This is a genomic window from Kitasatospora sp. NPDC051164, assembly GCF_044455625.1.
Lineage (GTDB): Bacteria > Actinomycetota > Actinomycetes > Streptomycetales > Streptomycetaceae > Kitasatospora.
Genome location: NZ_JBITFB010000065.1, coordinates 12,119 through 28,266 on the forward strand (window position 1 = coordinate 12,119; position 16,148 = coordinate 28,266).

The following is a 16,148-nucleotide window of genomic DNA, read 5'->3' on the forward strand; positions in this document are numbered from 1 at the left end:
CAGTGATGCCGTGACCGACCCTATGCCCCTGGGGAGAGTTGACGCTGTGTCGGTTCGACTACCAGCCGGTGCCGATCTGGGTGCGGGCGCCGAGGATGTTCATGCCGTTGATGGAGCCGGTGCCCGGGTAGACGTAGAAGCTGCCGGTGCTGCCCGGGGCGGCCTGGACGGCGGCGATGTCGCCGGTGCCGTCGCTGTTGAGGTCGGCGCCGACCAGGTTGGTCATCGAGTTCCAGCCGGAGCCGATCTTCACGCGGGCGCCCAGGGTGTTGGTGCCGTTGAGGGCGCCGGTGCCCGGGTAGGCGTAGAGGTCGCCGCTCTCGTCCCTGGCGACCAGGTCGTTGATACCGTCGGCGTTCAGGTCACCGGGCGTGACGAGCTGGCTCATCGAGTTGTACGCCACCTACGCCAGCCTGGAGCGCATCGTCCAGGCCCACCGCGACTTCGGCCTGCCGGCCTGGGACCTGGTGGTCATCGACGAGGCCCACCGTACGGCCGGTTCGCAGGGCAAGGCCTGGGCCGCGGTCCACACCGACGCCCAGGTCCCGGCGAAGCGCCGGCTGTACTTCACCGCGACTCCGCGGATCGCCGACGACCGACGCGCGAAGGACGGCCTGGCCGACCTCGCCGACGCCGGCAGCGACGGCGCGGAGAAGCTGCCCGTCATCTGCTCCATGGACGACGAGCGCATATACGGCAAGACCTGCTTCACCTGGACCCTCGGCCAGGGCATCGAACACGGCGACCTCGCCGACTACCGTGTCCTGGTCCCCGTCGTCACCGACGAGGACCTGCGCGACCTGCTCAACCTCCCGGCCGTCGCCGACCTCCGCTCTCAGCGAAGCAACGAGGACCTGCTGCGCCTCGCCCTCCAGATCGCCGTGCTGCGCGCGGTCGCGGACCTGGAGCTGCGCCGGGTGATCACGTTCCACTCCCGGGTGTCGGCGGCGCGGGAGTTCGCGAGCACCCTGATGGAGGCCTCGGAGCTGCTGCCCGACGCGGAGCGCCCGGAGCGGATCTGGGCGAGGGCGGTGGCCGGCACCGACCGGCTGCGTGAGCGCCAGGCCGCGTTCGCCGAGTTCAAGGCCCACACCGGCGAGGACGGCGAGGAGTGCGGAATCCTCTGCAACAGCCGGCTCCTGACGGAAGGAATCGACGTCGCCGCCGTGGACGCCATCTGCTTCGCCGACCCCAAGAGCTCGGTCATCGACATCGTCCAGGCCGTCGGCCGCGCGCTGCGCCAGTCCTACCGGCAGGACAAGGTGTCCTGGGTCATCGTCCCGGTCTACCTGCCGACGCCGGAGGTCGGCGACGACACGGCGGCCGCGGACCCGGCCGAGGTCCACGACGCTGGCGAGGCCGTGAAGGCCGAGGCCGACGCCGAGATCGAGGCCAGCTCCTTCCGCACGATCTGGCGGGTCCTGCGCGCGCTCGCCGCCCACGACGCCCGGGTGGTCGGCCGGATCACCGAGCTGCGCGCCTCCCGCTCCCAGGGCACCGCGCACACCACCGCGGCCAAGCCGGCCGAGGGCGAGGCCACCTCGGCAGGGGAGGGCGAGCAGCAGCCGGCCCCGGTCGAGTCGCCGATCGAGTGGCTGCGGATCAACGCGAAGCAGCACGTCGCCCGGATCCTCCAGACCGTGAAGCTGCGGGCGTTCAACCCGCGCGCCGTGGAGTGGCAGCGCATGCACGCGGTCGCGGCGGTGTTCCACCTCCAGCACGGTCACCTCGACCCCACCGACAAGACCAGGCACGGCGAGCTGATCTCCTGGCTCACCCGCCAGCGCCACCTCCACGGCCAGCACCTGCTGGACGCGGCCCGCGTCAGCGAGCTGGACGCGCTCGGCATGATCTGGTCGAAGAACGCCAACGCCTGGGAGCGCGGCGCCGCTTACGCGGCCGCCTTCCACCACCAACACGGCCACCTCGCCATCCCCGCCACGGCGAAGCTGGACGACTACGCGGTGGGTGCGTGGATGCGCCGCCAGCGCAAGGCCACAGGCCTCACCGAGGACCAGGTCGCCAAGCTCGACGCCCTGGACGAGCTGTGGCGCCTGGAACCGGACTGGAACAGGTCGTACCGCCGCCTGCTCGCCTACCTCGCCGCAGGAGGCACCCTGGACGGCCCGGCGAACCGCACCGGCGGCGAAGCCGACCCGGCGTTCCGGCCCGGCACCTGGCTGCGCAAGCAGGACAAGGCCCGCGCCGAGGGCAAGCTGACCGACCAGCAGACCGCGCTCCTGGACGCCCTCCACCGGCACGCCGAGACCGTCACCGGCTGACCCGCCCCGTACACCCCGCCGTCCCGGCCCACCTCGGGCCGGGACGGCCGCCCGTACCCGTCCCCGACTTCCGGAGGCACTGCGCGATGACCGACACCACCCGCCCCGACCCCGCCGCTGCCCCCGAGGAATCGTGCTGGCGCCTGGCCTGGCTGCGCACCGGCGGCGCGTGGCGCTCCGCGCTGGTCACCGTCCGGCGCCGGCCCGGGCCCGGGTTGCCGTGGATCGTCTACGCCAGGTGGGGCGAGGACAAGGACGCTGCCTGGGTGATCGTCGACGACGCCGTCGTGCGCCCGCTGCCCCAGACCGGGGACGTGGCCGCCACCCAGTCGTTCCCGGCCGCCGCCGCCGCCGCCGCCGGCGACGGTGCGGTTCGCGACGAGGCGGTCCGCCCGTGACCAATGCGGCCCAGCCCCAGGCCGAGCGCCGCCTGCGCCTGGCCGATCTCCTGGAACAGACCTCGCCGGATGCCCGTTCGCGCCGCGAGGCCGCCCAGACCCTCCCCGTCCTCGAACCCCTCGCCCCACTCCTGCCGGCCGGCGGCCTCATCCGCGGCACCGCCGTGGAGACCGACGACACCTCCCTGCTCCTCGCACTCGCCACAGGCCCCCTCACCACCGACCCCACATGCTGGGCCGCCGCAGTAGACCTGCCTCACCTCGGGCTCGCCGCCGCAGCCGGCTACGGCCTGCCCCTGCAGCGCCTCGTCGTCGCCGACCAGGTCGGCGAGCAGCACTTCGGCGAGGTCGTCTCCGCCCTGGCCGACGCCTGCACCGTCCTCATGGTCCGCCCACCCGAGCGCCTCGAGGCCCACCTGCGCCGCACCGGCGCCGTCATGCTCTGCCACGGCCGCCCCTGGCCCGGCTCCACGCTGCGTCTGGAGGTCACCGGTCGGCGGTGGTCCGGGCTCGGCGACGGCTGGGGCCAGCTGGTCGGCCGCGAGGTCGAGGTCCGCTCGTCCGGCCGCGGGGCGGCCTACCGGGCGCGTACCGCCCGGCTGTGGCTGCCCGACGAGAACGGCGCCGTCACCTCCGCCGTCCCCGACAGCGCTGTCGGTACGGGGCGGCCGGCCGCCGTCGCCGCGCCGGCGTAGCAGGGCTGGGCGGTCTTGAGCCCCATTCGCGACCTCTTTCCGGCGCTCCTGGCAACAGGCCACCACGCAGGCATGAAAATCGCGGCCTACTCCGGTGGGTGACTATGCGGCGAGGTCCTGGCCGATCGCCCGCAGGACGTCGGCGAACCACACCAGGTGGTATCCCAGAGCACGATCTTCCTTGGCAAGCAGCTCCTGCAGATGCTGCCAGGACTCGGTGAGCTGCCCGATCGTCAGGTTGCCTGGCACCTTCGCGACGTCGTACAGCTCGTCGGACGGGATCGACCAGAAGTAGTCCTTGTCCAGGACGACGGCACCGCCCGCCGTGGCGCCTTCGACGTGACGGATCAGCACATCGAAGGACCTGCGCAGTTCATCAAGGGACACATGCAAGGGATCACCAGTCATGAGCACCATCCTGATGCCCGACGACATCAAGATCTACAGCTGGAATATTGGCCGGACTAGGAGGCAAGCATGTCTTGCTTCCTTGCGATCCAGAAGGGGGCAAGGCATGCTTGCCTCATGACCGGTGAGATGGAGCGTCGCCTGCCCTCGGATATGGAACTCGGGTACCTCCGCGGAGCCGTCCAGGAGCTGGAGTGGACCTCCGCCCTGAAGCTGGCGGGCCTGGACCACCACAACCCGCCCTTCCACCCGAACGACCAGGACTTGTCGGACGACCAGCGGAGGGCGGCTCGGCTGGCCACACTCGCGGTCGGCGAGCACCTGCGCCGACTCGTCGAAGAAGGAATGGACGGCGACGTCCGCAGCGCCTTGTACTACGGCGCCAGCTTCTCCGAGATCGGTGACGCGCTGGGCATCAGCAGACAGGCGGCCGAGCAGCGTTTCCGTCATGTCCGCCTCGGTGACAGGGTCGCCGTCGTGATCTCCCGCCGGGATCGGGTGCGCATGTACCCGGAGGACCCGCGCGGGCGGGTCGGAGAAGTCGGCGGCAAGGACCAGTACGACATCGACCGGGGCATCTGGCCGATCGGCCAGAAGGTCCGTGCCGAGGCGAGGTACGCGATCGTGGCCGTGGACTCGGCAGTGCGCCGCGTGTACGAGCTGGATCCGAACGGCTGGCGGGAGGCCGAGCCGAACAAATGGGAGTTCACCGCCGTCGGCGGACACGAGATGACGCCGGAACAGATTGAAGCCGCGTTCGCGGCGGGGGATCTGCCGATGCGGCCCGGCGACGACTGCCCCACCCGTGCTGGCGGCGCCTACCGCCCCCACTGGTTCTGAGAAGAAGTGGCGCCCGCCGTGCCATGGACGCGACCGACACGTACCCCGACCGCGCGCAGCCAGCGCCGCGAAGGCCAACAAGATCGCCCTGTGGAACTGACAGCCCGTCCGAGTCCGCACCCGGGAGGTGACCGGTGAGTCCCGCTGACGTGAACCAGCCGAACGAGGCCGCCCGCCTCACCCAGCAGCTGATCGACCAGGGCTACACCAAGCGGCAGGTCGCGCGGATCCTCGGCCGTGACGCCTCGCTCGTCTCGCAGTTCTTCACCAGGGGCAAGGGCGCGGCGTTCGTGAACGCGCTGCGCCAGGTGGTGCGGGCGGTGCGCGGCGGGGAGCGGGATACCGAGGCGCTGGCCGGGATCGCGGGCGAGAACGTGGAGCGCCGCCGTACCAGGACCGGGCAGAAGGCGAGGGTGCGGGGCAAGGACGTCGTCGGCGCGCCCGGCGAGAGCATGGCGGGCCGCGCCGGGCGCCAGGCCATCCGCTCCGGCGCCTCCCACCTCGCCCCGGTCGTGGACGAGACCGGCCGGGTGGGCGGCCGGTTGGCGTTCACGGTGCGGATGAAGGCTGACCAGTACGTCTACTCGGCCGGGTCGGAGAAGGATTCCGGCGGCATCCGGCGCGGCTTCGTCCCGCGCGCGGACGGCACCGAGGAGCGCACTTACGGTTCCGCGTCTACGGGCGGGTTCGACGCCGTCGAGTGGTCGCAGCGGGTCGCGGACCATCACGGGGACGTCACCGAGGCGATGCGGGCCTGGCTGGTGGAGACCGGCCGCGCCGTCGAGGACGCCGACATCCAGTACCTCGAGGTCCGCGGCTGGATCCCCGAGTAGCACCAGCTGCCCCGCCTGACCCGGCACACGAAGGAGACGCACCGCCGTGGACACCACGACCACCACGACCACCGCCATCTTCTCGTTCTCGCGTCCGGCTGGTGCCGGCCGCTCGTGGGTGGGGCGGGCTGGATGTGGGGGCCGTCCCGCGCGGGCGGGTCGGGCGGGGCCTCGCCGGCGGTCAGGTCGCAGCTGTTTCCTGGGGGGTGTCCGGGCGGGTGGCCTGCTTGAGTTCCATCTCGGCTTTGTGCCGGTTTCCCGTCTCGGCCCAGTGCGAGTGGGCGTACAGCTCGGCGCTGACGGCGGCGAACGCGGCTCGTTTCTCCTCGGTCGGGTCGGCGGCCCAGGCGGCCTCGGCGGCGTACCAGCGGCGCTGGAGTTCGAGCAGGTCAGCGGGGAATGCGGTGTCGGACACCAGCTCATCGTAGGTCGCACACGCGTGCAGTCGGCCGGTGGCGCCCTGAGCCGGATTTCGCTGGCCGTGTCGGCGAGCGCCGGTTGCCGGCTGTTGTCCTGCGCCCTCCCCGATGCTCCCCAGGGGTGTGACCTGTTGGTGGGCGGTTGGTTGTTTTGGGGCATTTCAGGGGGGTTGATCGGCGTTGGCTGGACCAACGGCGGCCCGGTGCGGGCTCGGCTGCGGCCTGTTCCGCGGGTGTCTGGCGGGGTGGGTTTTGGTTGCTGTGCGTGTTCGCCGTAGGCATGCCATGCGGGTTTCGGGAGCGGGGAATTTCTGGGTGTTTCCTTCAGGCGTTCCGGCGGATTTCCCGACCTGTTTTCCGGATGCTTTTGCGGGGCCTCCGCTCGGTTTTCCGGCGGGCTTCCTGCCGTGTTTTGCGGGTGTTGGCGGTGCGCGTCACGGGCAATGGGGTGTGACGAGCACCGGGGTGTGATCCTGTCAGACCGCGTTTGAGATCTCGGTCGATCGTGGGCGCGGAGGTGTTCTAGCCTCTTCTGGTGAATGGTGAGCGAGTCCCTTTCGTCGGCGACTTCAGAGAGCTTGAGCAGGGTTGCCCAGACGGACCGTCGCTGCGGTCTGCGGTCAGGGCCGAGGCGTCCACGAGCGCTCGTGAGCTGGTCGAGTACCTGCGGAGCGGTGCTCTGCTGGCTGCGACGACCACGCCCGTGCGTGACGTTCTCAGCCCCGACAACGCTGTGATCGGCGGGTTGCACCTGCTGACGGACGGGCGCTGGCTTTGGTACTCGGACCTGGCCCACTATGTCGAGCACTACAACGTGGCACTCGACCCGGAGTTCATCGCGCACGCGCAGGCCAACGGCTGGGTCGTCCCGCAGCTCGATGATGCGGAGCTGCTCGCACTGGAGGCGGTTCTGCTCGGTGACGATGTGGACTGAGCCGACGACCTTACGAGCCGGCTGTCTGTCCCACTGCGGAGACCCGGGTGAGCGGCCTGGGACCTTGCCGTGTGACGGGAGCCTTGCGAGTGAGTCGCCGCACCATGATGCCGATCATGGCCCATCGAATCATCGTCTCGGAGTGAGCCGGGCTGGTCTCGTAGTCCCAGGCGAGGCGCCGGTGGGCGGTGAGCCACGAGAAGGTGCGCTCTACCGCCCACCGCTTCGGCTGGACTTGGAAGCCGCGCTGGTCAGGGTCCTTGCGGACGATCTCCAGGTCGCGTCCGAGGATCTGAACGGCCCACTCGACCAGGCGGCCGGCGAAGCCCTGGTCGGCCCAGGCCCTTCTTGACGCTGGGGTGGTCGAGCCTGGTCCACAGCAACGGCCGCTTCGCGCCGTCGCGGTCCTGAATGCTCGCCGCGACGACGTGGACGGTCAGGAGCAGGCCGAGGGTGTCGGTGACGATGAACCTCTTGCGGCCCTTCACCTTCTTGCCCGCGTCTGCCGGGTTGTCGCGTGTCCTGTCGTGTGGGGTGTTGTCGCGGCCTGTGACGTGGGTGGATGCCCGGAAAGCCCCTGTGTGGGGTCCGGACGCGACAGGTGGCGGGGACAGGGTGGCCCCGGCCCGGCGCTGCGCCGCCTCGGTGACCTGTGACAGCGAAGTCGGGACAGTTGTCACCGAAGTTGGGACAACGGCTGCTTGTGTCAGCGATCCAGGGAAGCAGACCAGTTTGTGACAGCGAAGCTGGGAAGTAGGTGCCGCGCGAGACCGAGCGCCTGTCTCCGCGATACCTGGCTGTATGGGTCACTGGACTGGCGGGCTGCGGGCGCCCGCAGAGCGTCATACTGCACGTCGTGGATCGCGAAGACCTGATTGCCGCCCTCGAACGACATGAGACTGATGCCGCCGGCCATGCTGCCCTGGCTCTGCGCGCTGGGGCTTCGTTCCGGGTGTGGGCCGAATCGACGGTGCCTGCCAGCCGGCTTCTGGACATCTGGGCATGGCGGGCCCAGTGCATGGCGGAGGACGGCATCGTCACCTGCAAGGACTTCGAACAGGGATTGCCCAACCTCCGGCGTGCGGGTGACACCCCAATCGCCTTGGGACGAGTGAAGATCGCCGAAGACTCGCGCTTGGTCTTCCTGGCCGCCGATCTGAGCTCATGCGTTGCCGTGCTGTAGCACGACGAGGCCGGTGACAGGGAGGCTGAGCTGACCGTTCGACCGATCCATCCCAACTTCGGTGTCACGAAATAGCGTTGTCCCAATTTCGGCGACAACTGTCCCAACTTCGCTGGCACAGGTCCAACGTCGCTTCCTAACCTCGATCTTGCATGACGGCTCGTCAGCTTGGCTGGCGGGCCGTCATGCAAGATCGAGGTTAGGTGCCGTCTGTTTCCGGGAAGGAACCTTCGAGGAAAGGCCTCTTCCCCCGTAGAAAACAGCACAATTGACTGCTTTCCGGAAGGATTTCCGTGCCTGCTCGCCGCATCATGACGATGCTTGCGTCCACATCCCTGGCTGTGACCGCCCTGCTGGGGTCATCCCCGTCCGCCCAGGCGGACGACCCCGTCTTCTGCGGGATCCCCGTCGGCGGAGCGATCCTCGCCAAGTACAAGGACTACAACTACGACCGGGGATTTCTCGGCTGCCCGAAGACGACCGAGCTGGTCAACCCGGACGGCGTCGGCCGCAGGCAGGAATTCACCGGGGGAACCGTCTACTGGAAGCCAGCTACGGGCGCCCATCCCGTTGGGGGCGCCATCGGCGCGAAGTGGGCGGACAAGAACTGGGAGTCCGGTCCGCTTGGGTACCCCACGTCGGACGAGCTGGCGAACCCCGACGGATTCGGCCGCCGTCAGGAGTTCGAAGGCGGCTCCGTCTACTGGGCGTCCGCCTACGGCGCGCACCCCGTATGGGGGAAGATCGGGAAGCTGTGGGGGGATTACGGCTGGGAGGGCGGGTCGTTCGGATATCCCACCTCGGACGAGAAAACCGACACTGCGACGAACCAGACGTACCAGAATTTCTCCAACCGGCAGAGCACGCTGTTCTGGAGTTCCGGACACCGGGAGGAGGGATGTTCGGGAGAATGCACGGGCTATCTGAGCGAAGCCGCCACGGACTGGTTCAAACAGGTGCGCGTCGAGATCCCCGCCGCTTTCCCGAACGAGGTGGTCATCCGCGCCTATCCGACGGACGCAGGATTCCGCAACGCGGTCGGTGATCTCGGCGGCGCCTGGGACCAGCTGTGGACGATGGCGCCGCCCCCGCAGCAGCTGTCCGTCCAGTCGAAGTACAACTCGGAGTATGAGCAGTTCATCTGCCATGCGAATTTCGTCTTCCCGGATCCGCTCAATTCCTCGGGGTGGAGCACGGGCGACAGCTGGGATGTGGAGTCCTGGCGCGCCGACGTAGGGACCAGCAACGCACTGTCTCCCGTCTTCTTCGCGCTGCACCAGTGCAACTGGGATCCGCAGAACCCGAGCTAGACAGAAACGGCCGCCAGCTGCGAATCTGCGGTTTGTTGTCACTGGGGGATCAGCTGGTGTCGCTGGCCTTTGTTGGTGGTGGCGTGTGGGGGCGGGGGAGTCGTGGGTGTCACCGGGGTGCGGATGTGTGGTGACATCAGGGGACGCCGCCCGGTGACACCATGATGCAGATCCCTATGCCAGTCGCCGGCCCGCAGAGCCCCGGGTCTGGATGTCGGGTGTCCGGTGTTCGATACCGGGGTGGTGGACTGGGCAGGCATACGTGACAGCGGTTTCGATGTCGATCGCGTCCCGGCGCTCCTTGCGCTGCTGGAGCGCCGGGACGACACGGATGCGTGGCAGGAGCTGGGCTGGCGGCTCGTCCTCGAGGGCGACCTGGTCTTTCCGGCTGGCTTCGCCGCCCTGCCGCGGTTGGTGCGCCTCGCGCCGCGCAGCGTGCAGGCGCGCGCCTTGGCGGGGCGGATCCTCGAGCGCGCGGCCGCGCACCACGGCTGCGATGACCTGCTGGTCGACTGCACGGGCGCGATCACGGAGTTCGGCGAGGCGCTGGACCGGCACCTGCGGTCGCGGCCGGCCGACTATCTCGTCTCCTTCCGCGCTCTGCTCGCCGTAGCGCAGGAGTACCACTGGGCGAACGCCCTGGAGGGCTTCACGGATGACATCTACGAGCTGGAGTGCCCGAACTGCGCTGCGGAGATGAAGATCGCCGTCGGCCGGTTCGGGTGCTACTCGCAGGTCTGGGACGGCGATGAGGAGCTGCGACGGGAACTGTGACCGGCCGTTGCCGAGGAACTCACCGGGACCGGCCGGTGGATGCACCGGATGGCGGTCCGTGACGGGCAGGCGGTGCTCGCCGACGGGATCGCCCACCTCTTCGGCGAGGCGGAATGCCCGGTGTGCGCCAGCGTCTTCAACATCGCGGACGAATACACCCACGCCAACCGTCCGGCCGCGTTCATCGATCGGGTCCCCTTCTCGGCCCAGGACACCGGAGCGCGCGCTTCCCCAGCCATCCGCCAGTCGCTGTCGGTACGGGGCCCTACGCTGCGCCCGGAACGAAGCCGCGCAGACAGGGACCGTGATGGCGTTGACGTTGGATGAGGCCGTGGAGCAGCTCGGCCACCGGTTGTCGCCGAAGCGGCGTTCCGCCGCGATGCGGTTGAGCCGGCTTGCCGACCCCGCAGCGGGTCCGCCGCTCCTGGAGGCCCTTGAGCGGGAGGTGCGTGACCCCCGTACGTGGGAGACCCAGTACCAGATGGTCATGGCGCTGGGGATGTGCGGCCACCGCCCTGCCCTCGGCTTGCTCCGGGACCTTGCCCGGCGCCCGTTCGAGGCGACCGCGGTGTACACCGCGCTCGGCGACGCCATCGTGCGGCTGAGCGCTCCCGCGGCCGCAGGCGATTCCCTGCGCTGGTGCCTGGACAGCGGTACCCCGATGCTCGCCGACGGCGCGTTGCGTGCGGTGGCGATGCGGCGGCTGTGCCTGGACACGGCTACGATCGACCACGTCCTGGACTTCCTCGAGCCTCTGGACCCCCACGACGGTCTGCGGTTCTGGGCCGCGGCCGCCGCAGCAGGCTGGCCGGGCTCCCGGGTCACGAGGTTTCTCCACGAATGCGCAGTCGGTCCCCGGTCCGATGTGGCCGGTGCAGCCGCCTCGTCCCTGCAGGGCAAGTACCAGACCTGCTCGCCCTTGTAGCAACCGGCCGGTCCACGTTCGACGGCGCGCCGGTGGCTGCTCGCGGTCGGTGGCTGGCCTCGTGGTTCCCGGAGCCTTGGTGGGGGCCGGTCAGCGGCCGGCCAGGTGGCGGGAGGTGACGTGGATGTCCTCGAGCTGGGCGGTGGTCAGGCGTCGGGCTTCCCAGACGACGGCGGCCACGTCGGCGGCCCGTGGGTGGAGCGGCGGCAGGTCGTCCGGCAGGCGGACGCCGCCGAGCGCCGCCAGATCGCGGGCGGGAATGCCGAGCAGGCCCGCGAAGCCGGCGACCAGTTCAGGGGTCACGTCGACGGCGCCTCGGCCGATCCCGCCGATGGTGGACGCCGCCCGGTAGATCCGCCCCCCGGTCACCGCGTACAGGGCCTTGGCCGTGCACGTCCAGGTGAGGTTCCGGTTGTGCGTGAGCTCCAGCAGCACCGCGCCGAAGCCCGGCTCGTACCGGTGGTACGGCCGGTCGACCCCGCCCCGCCCCTCCCGCGACACCAGCGGCTGCACCCGGATCGTGTCCAGCAGCAGCCGCCGGTTCTCGGCGGGCATGACCATCGTGTTGTAGATGGTGGGGCTGACCGACCAGTGCGGATTTCGGGTGACCGGTGTCAGGTCGTCGGGCACCGGCTGCCCGGCCAGGACGAACAGGTCGGCGGCATGCAGGCCGAGCACCGGTCCGAGGTCCCTGAGCAGCCGCTCGGTCGGTCGCCGCCCGTCGAGTACGGCCTGCAGCTCCTTCAGGTCGGTGCCGGTGCCGCCCGCCGTCGAGAGCACGCAGGCGTCGAGCGTCCGGTACCCCATCAGGCGCGCCAGCAGCGCACCGAACTCCAGCACTCCTGTCATTCCGTCAGCCTATCGACCGGCGCCCAGGCCATCTGGAGCCCGCCCGGCGGCCCCGTGTTGCACCGGCGTCCGGCGCCACGCGTACCGCCGAACGACAGGAACGGCCCGCCGATGTCTCGGGAGTGATGCCCCTACCGCACGCCCCGCCCCGGTGTCAGCGGAATGCCGATTGCACTGTCACCGACGCGCAGACTCCGGCTACCTGGATCCAGGACCCCTGTGCGCAGGGGCACGGGTTCTCGCAGCGGCCCAGGGAGCGGAGGTGGTGCCCATGGCGGGGGAGGACGGACGGGCCGGCGCGGGGCCGGTGGTGCCGGTGGCGCTGGCGCGGCAGCAGGCGGTGGACCGGCTGCTGGCCCTGGACGCGCGGGGCGAGCTGGCGACCGGCCATGTGCGGCTGGTCGCGGACGCGGTGGGAGTCTCGCTGCGCACGGTGTGGCGCTGGCTGGCCGCGGCCCGTGCCGAGGGGCGGTCCAGCGCGAAGGGGCGGGAGCGTTTCACGGTCACCCCGCAACTACACGCCCGACTCGTTCTGTGGTGCGGGAACGCGGCCGCGGTGCACCGTGAACTGCTTGCCGAGGCCGCGCCATGGCCGAAGCCGACGACACCGACGACGTGGGCGAGCAGGACGACGAGGGTGCACCCTCTCCGGTGGCGGTGCCGTCGCTGGCGACGCTGCACCGGGCGATCCGCCGGGACCTCAACCCGGGCCAGCGCGCGGCCCTGGTCGGCGGGGAGCGGGCCCGGCGCGGCCACGACGTGCACCTGCGCCGGCCCCGCCAGTGGCGCAACGCCTGCTGGGAGGGCGATCACAAGCACGTCCCGGTCGAGGTCGAGCTGAACGGCGAGCTGGTGTGCCCGTGGGTGACCTGGTTCATCGACTGCGCCACGAACGCCGTCACCGGCGCCGCCATCACCCCGCACACCCCGTCCCGGGACGCGATCCTGGCAGCGCTGCGCACCGCGATCTCCCGCGACGACGAGGCCGGCCCCTACGGGCCCATCGGCGGCCTGCCGGCCCTGGTGCGCATCGACCGCGGCAAGGACTTCCTCTCGCGCACCGTCACCTCCGCGCTCGGCGCTCTCGCCATCCCCGTCCACGACCTGCCCGCCTACAGCCCGCACCTGAAGGGCACGGTGGAGAATCTGAACCGGTGCGCGGAGCGGATGCTCTTCGCCTCGCTGCCCCGCTACACCCACGCCCCCACCGCCTCCGTCCGCCGCCGAGACCGTGCCAAGGACGGCACCGCGCCGCTGACGTTCACCGCGTTCGTGGAACGGCTGCTGGACTGGGTGCGCGAGTGGAACACCGAGCACACCTCACCGGCCCTGGCCGGCCGCACCCCGCTGCAGGCGTGGCTGGAGGACCCCACGCCGATCGAGGACCCGAAGCCTGGGCAGTTGTGGGCGTTCACGCTGGAGGACGACGGCCGTGCCCGCACGCTCACCAGCAGCGGCGTGTACTGGCGGGGCCGCTACTACGTCGGCGACTGGATGCAGGGCCTGGCCGGGGACGGGGCCAAGGTCCGCATCCGGTTCCTGCCCCACCACGCCCACGAGGTCGAGGTCGTCGACGCCGTCACCGGAGCCCGCCTGGGCACCGCTCACCTGGCCGACGCGGCCACCGACGAGCAACGGGCCGCCGTACGCCGCACCAGGTCGGCCGAGCAACGCCGGCTGAAGAAGGCCCTGGCCGCCGCCGAAAAGCTCCGCACCGAACGGTTCGCGGCCGTCACCACCCCCCGAACCCCCGAGCCACTCCAGACGCTGACCGCGGCGCAGGCCGCGGCCGAGCTGGAGGCCGCCGACGGCCGGGATCTCCAAGCGCTGGCCCTGCCCGGGCTGCTCCCGCACGCCCCGGTCCCGGACGGCTGGGTCCTTCCCCGCGCCACCACGCCCGCCGATGACAGACGCCCGGACCCTGCCCCGCCAGCCTGAACCACCCGCCGCGGCCACAACCCGGACCCTGCCCCGCCAACAGGACGGCTTTCGCCCGACCCGCCGCCGCGGCCCGGCCCGCGCTGGCGTTCTCACCCGCTCCACCGGCCCTGTCTGCCTGCCCGTTCCCCTCTCTTGAGCCCCCCGCAGGAGCCCTTCACCGTGACCACCGCACCCGCTGTCCGTCCCGGCATGCTGCCGCCGGAGCGCGCCGATCACTACCTGCGCCTGGAAGGCGCCTGCACCGTTGCCACCGAGACGCTGCGCACCGCCCGGGACAACATCGCCGCCACCCTCGAAGCCCGCGCGATGATGTGTATCTCCGGCGCGGCGGGCAACGGCAAGTCCCTGTCGGTGAACGCCTCGCTGCGCCTGCTCGCGCCGCACAACTCCTACCGGATCGCCTTCCGGGCCCGCCCCACCCCGCGCGACATCCGCCACGAACTGTTCCGCGCGCTGGGCCTGCCCGGCGAGCCGCCCGCACGCCCGATCGAGTTCGACGCCGTCCTCAAGGACGCCCTGGCCCGCGGTTTCCACGTGCTGGTCTGCGACGAGGCGCAGTGGATGTCGAGGGAGTGGTGTGGGACGCGGGGTCGGCGTGTTGGTGGCGTTGCGTTTCCTTCGGCTGCTCGTTGATCCGTCGGGTGGTGCCACGGTTCTTCAGGTGCTGCCTGAAGACTTGTCCATGCGGATGAAGGGTCGGGGGAACCGGTGGTGGGGCGTCATCTGTGTCTGATCAACGGCGGCGTCGCGGATCCTGGCCCGGTTCCGGTGGCCGACGCGGATCCGTGGCTGTTCCAGGACGCGTGCGCTCTGGCGTTCCGGGCGACGTGGGTGGTACGCGGGTTCGCGCCGTCGACGATCCGTTCCTCCACCTCGCTCCTCGCGCGGGTGCTGGCCCGTTTCGACCGGCCGGTGTGGGGGATCGGCCCCGAGGACGTCGATGGGATGGTCCGGGACCTGGTGGCCCGGAGGCGGGCTCCTGGAACCCGGCGGCTGTACGTGCAGGCGCTGCGCTCGTTCCTGGAATTCCTGCGCGAGCGCCACCAGACGGACATCTATACGCGGTTCGGTGTCCTTGTGGGCAGCCCGGTGGACCGGTTCAACCGCGCCCGGCACACCACAGACGGCTCACCCTCGGTGGGGGTCCCGCCCACGGTCGAGCGTGTGGCCGCGTTCTTCGCCTTCGCTCGTGACCGGGTCGCCGTGGCCGCTGACTACCGCGCCGCGGCCAGGGACTACGCGGTGCTGCGCACCCTGTACCTCGCGGGGGTACGGGTCAGCGAGTTGGTGCGTCTGGACCGGTGCGACGTTCACCTCGCCCAGGGGACCTCGGGCCGGTTGCACGTGCGGTTCGGCAAGGCTGCGAACGCCTCCGGGCCCCGGCCGCGTTTCACGCCGATGCTGGACGGCCTGGACCAGGTCCTCGCCTGGTACCTGGCGGACGTGCGCCCTCTGTTCCCCGGCACCGCGACGCTCTTCCCCGACCCCGACGGCGCCCCGCTGAAGCCGGAGACCGTGCGCGACCGCCTGGCCCGGCTCCTGGATCTGGAAGCCAGGCCGACCTCGGAGCGGTTCGCCCCGCACGCGCTGCGCCGGGCCTGCGCGACCCACAACTACGAGCGGGGGATGGACCTGGTGGCCGTGCAGCACCTTCTCGGTCACCGGCACATCGCCTCCACCATGGCCTACGTCAAGCCCTCGGCCCGCTTCGTCGAGGGCGCCTGGCAACGCGCCACCGCCACCGCCGTGACCGCGCTGGCCGGCTGAGGGGCGGAGGAAATCTGATGACCGACGCACGCACGACGTCCTCGCCCCCATCGACGGTCCCGGCCCTCGGGGCAGGGCCGGTGGTGGAGTGGAGGCTGCGGATGGCGGCGGCCGAGCGAGGGGTGTGGACCGCCGCCCATCTGCGCCGTCTGCTGGTCGAACGCGCCTGCCTCGACCTGTCCCCGGCCTCGGTGTCCGTCCTGTTCACGAAGCAGCCGACCCAGCTGAAGCTGACCACCCTCGCCGCTGTGTGCACCGCACTCGACTGCACCCCGGCCGACCTCCTCACCCTCCGACACCCCGGCACCAAGACGGGCTCGGCGCCCCCGGATCCGGCACCAGCCGTGATACCACCGCCCGACACGCCCGACAGGCCGGTCCTCGAGGCCGCCCAGCCCACCGGCCTCCATCGACGCTCACTGCCACCGCTGTGAACCACAACCGGGGCCCCGCACCTGCGCGTTCGCTGTTCCTGCGCCCAACTCGCCCGCAGCTGCTAGCTGTACTGACCAGTGAGGTTGGGGACGCGGCTGGCGGGTGGCTTGCCTGCGAGCGCGGTGTGTCCGCGGTGGTGATTGTAGGTGTGCAGC

18 protein-coding genes and 2 pseudogenes are annotated in these 16,148 nt (G+C 70.8%); 15 read left to right on the forward strand and 5 right to left on the reverse strand.

What is annotated here, in order from left to right:
• Positions 1 to 58 precede the first annotated feature (58 nt).
• The gene (locus ACIBEC_RS45710; RefSeq protein WP_360509257.1) at positions 59 to 388 is read right to left on the reverse strand and encodes a VCBS repeat-containing protein; all 330 of its coding nucleotides are present in this window, start codon (positions 386 to 388) and stop codon (positions 59 to 61) included.
• Between ACIBEC_RS45710 and ACIBEC_RS45715 the strand changes: the two genes are divergently transcribed.
• From ACIBEC_RS45715 to ACIBEC_RS45725, 3 genes are all read left to right on the forward strand, one after another.
• Complete coding sequence (locus ACIBEC_RS45715) at positions 372 to 2,282, forward strand: Helicase associated domain protein (RefSeq protein WP_360509259.1); 1,911 nt, start codon at positions 372 to 374, stop codon at positions 2,280 to 2,282. The genes ACIBEC_RS45710 and ACIBEC_RS45715 overlap by 17 nt on opposite strands.
• Positions 2,283 to 2,368: 86 nt before the next feature.
• Positions 2,369 to 2,680: a hypothetical protein gene (locus ACIBEC_RS45720; protein ID WP_360509261.1), complete on the forward strand. Its 312-nt coding sequence runs from the start codon at positions 2,369 to 2,371 to the stop codon at positions 2,678 to 2,680.
• The gene (locus ACIBEC_RS45725) at positions 2,677 to 3,375 is read left to right on the forward strand and encodes a hypothetical protein (protein ID WP_360509263.1); all 699 of its coding nucleotides are present in this window, start codon (positions 2,677 to 2,679) and stop codon (positions 3,373 to 3,375) included. The genes ACIBEC_RS45720 and ACIBEC_RS45725 overlap by 4 nt, the downstream gene beginning before the upstream one ends.
• 102 nt (positions 3,376 to 3,477) lie before the next feature.
• On the opposite strand, the gene ACIBEC_RS45730 is transcribed toward ACIBEC_RS45725, so the two are convergent.
• A complete protein-coding gene (locus ACIBEC_RS45730) occupies positions 3,478 to 3,783 on the reverse strand; it encodes a hypothetical protein (protein WP_360509265.1) in 306 nt (101 codons plus the stop codon).
• Between the two features lie 117 nt (positions 3,784 to 3,900).
• Here ACIBEC_RS45730 and ACIBEC_RS45735 point away from each other — a divergent pair, with 117 nt between their 5' ends.
• Both ACIBEC_RS45735 and ACIBEC_RS45740 read left to right on the forward strand, forming a co-directional pair.
• Positions 3,901 to 4,623: a hypothetical protein gene (locus tag ACIBEC_RS45735; protein WP_360509267.1), complete on the forward strand. Its 723-nt coding sequence runs from the start codon at positions 3,901 to 3,903 to the stop codon at positions 4,621 to 4,623.
• Between the two features lie 134 nt (positions 4,624 to 4,757).
• Positions 4,758 to 5,456, forward strand: coding sequence for a helix-turn-helix domain containing protein (locus ACIBEC_RS45740; RefSeq protein ID WP_360509269.1), 699 nt, complete (start codon positions 4,758 to 4,760; stop codon positions 5,454 to 5,456).
• A gap of 181 nt (positions 5,457 to 5,637) precedes the next feature.
• Here ACIBEC_RS45740 and ACIBEC_RS45745 read toward each other — a convergent pair whose 3' ends face one another.
• Positions 5,638 to 5,871 (reverse strand): hypothetical protein, encoded by a 234-nt coding sequence (locus ACIBEC_RS45745; RefSeq protein ID WP_360509271.1) that lies wholly within the window; start codon positions 5,869 to 5,871, stop codon positions 5,638 to 5,640.
• A 707-nt stretch (positions 5,872 to 6,578) separates the two neighbouring features.
• On the opposite strand from ACIBEC_RS45745, the gene ACIBEC_RS45750 reads away from it, so the two are divergent.
• Positions 6,579 to 6,809 carry a hypothetical protein gene (locus ACIBEC_RS45750; protein ID WP_360509273.1) on the forward strand — a complete coding sequence of 77 codons (231 nt, stop codon included), beginning with the start codon at positions 6,579 to 6,581 and terminating at the stop codon, positions 6,807 to 6,809.
• Between the two features lie 10 nt (positions 6,810 to 6,819).
• On the opposite strand, the pseudogene ACIBEC_RS45755 reads toward ACIBEC_RS45750, so the two are convergent.
• Positions 6,820 to 7,312: pseudogene (locus ACIBEC_RS45755) on the reverse strand (transposase); the annotation flags it as partial.
• Positions 7,313 to 7,665: 353 nt separating this feature from the next.
• Between ACIBEC_RS45755 and ACIBEC_RS45760 the strand changes: the two are divergent.
• From ACIBEC_RS45760 to ACIBEC_RS45780, 5 genes are all read left to right on the forward strand, one after another.
• A complete protein-coding gene (locus ACIBEC_RS45760) occupies positions 7,666 to 7,992 on the forward strand; it encodes a hypothetical protein (protein WP_360509274.1) in 327 nt (108 codons plus the stop codon).
• Positions 7,993 to 8,333: 341 nt separating this feature from the next.
• Positions 8,334 to 9,302 (forward strand): hypothetical protein, encoded by a 969-nt coding sequence (locus ACIBEC_RS45765; protein WP_360509276.1) that lies wholly within the window; start codon positions 8,334 to 8,336, stop codon positions 9,300 to 9,302.
• A gap of 225 nt (positions 9,303 to 9,527) precedes the next feature.
• The gene (locus tag ACIBEC_RS45770) at positions 9,528 to 10,076 is read left to right on the forward strand and encodes a hypothetical protein (protein ID WP_360509278.1); all 549 of its coding nucleotides are present in this window, start codon (positions 9,528 to 9,530) and stop codon (positions 10,074 to 10,076) included.
• Positions 10,077 to 10,124: 48 nt separating this feature from the next.
• On the forward strand, positions 10,125 to 10,403 hold the full coding sequence (locus tag ACIBEC_RS45775; protein ID WP_360509279.1) for a hypothetical protein: 279 nt from the start codon (positions 10,125 to 10,127) through the stop codon (positions 10,401 to 10,403).
• Positions 10,384 to 11,001 carry a HEAT repeat domain-containing protein gene (locus ACIBEC_RS45780; protein WP_360509281.1) on the forward strand — a complete coding sequence of 206 codons (618 nt, stop codon included), beginning with the start codon at positions 10,384 to 10,386 and terminating at the stop codon, positions 10,999 to 11,001. Before ACIBEC_RS45775 ends, ACIBEC_RS45780 begins: the two co-directional genes overlap by 20 nt.
• 90 nt (positions 11,002 to 11,091) lie before the next feature.
• Here ACIBEC_RS45780 and ACIBEC_RS45785 read toward each other — a convergent pair whose 3' ends face one another.
• Positions 11,092 to 11,850, reverse strand: a complete 759-nt coding sequence (locus ACIBEC_RS45785) for a hypothetical protein (protein WP_360509283.1) — start codon at positions 11,848 to 11,850, stop codon at positions 11,092 to 11,094.
• Positions 11,851 to 12,190: 340 nt separating this feature from the next.
• On the opposite strand from ACIBEC_RS45785, the pseudogene ACIBEC_RS45790 reads away from it, so the two are divergent.
• The 4 genes and pseudogenes from ACIBEC_RS45790 to ACIBEC_RS45805 all read left to right on the forward strand — a co-directional run bounded on the left by ACIBEC_RS45790 (position 12,191) and on the right by ACIBEC_RS45805 (position 15,992).
• Positions 12,191 to 13,788, forward strand: a pseudogene (locus ACIBEC_RS45790) (Mu transposase C-terminal domain-containing protein).
• Positions 13,789 to 13,950: 162 nt separating this feature from the next.
• On the forward strand, positions 13,951 to 14,424 hold the full coding sequence (locus tag ACIBEC_RS45795; protein WP_360509287.1) for an ATP-binding protein: 474 nt from the start codon (positions 13,951 to 13,953) through the stop codon (positions 14,422 to 14,424).
• A gap of 78 nt (positions 14,425 to 14,502) precedes the next feature.
• The gene (locus tag ACIBEC_RS45800) at positions 14,503 to 15,558 is read left to right on the forward strand and encodes a site-specific integrase (protein ID WP_360509289.1); all 1,056 of its coding nucleotides are present in this window, start codon (positions 14,503 to 14,505) and stop codon (positions 15,556 to 15,558) included.
• Between the two features lie 17 nt (positions 15,559 to 15,575).
• Positions 15,576 to 15,992, forward strand: a complete 417-nt coding sequence (locus tag ACIBEC_RS45805; RefSeq protein ID WP_360509291.1) for a helix-turn-helix transcriptional regulator — start codon at positions 15,576 to 15,578, stop codon at positions 15,990 to 15,992.
• Positions 15,993 to 16,148: the final 156 nt, after the last annotated feature.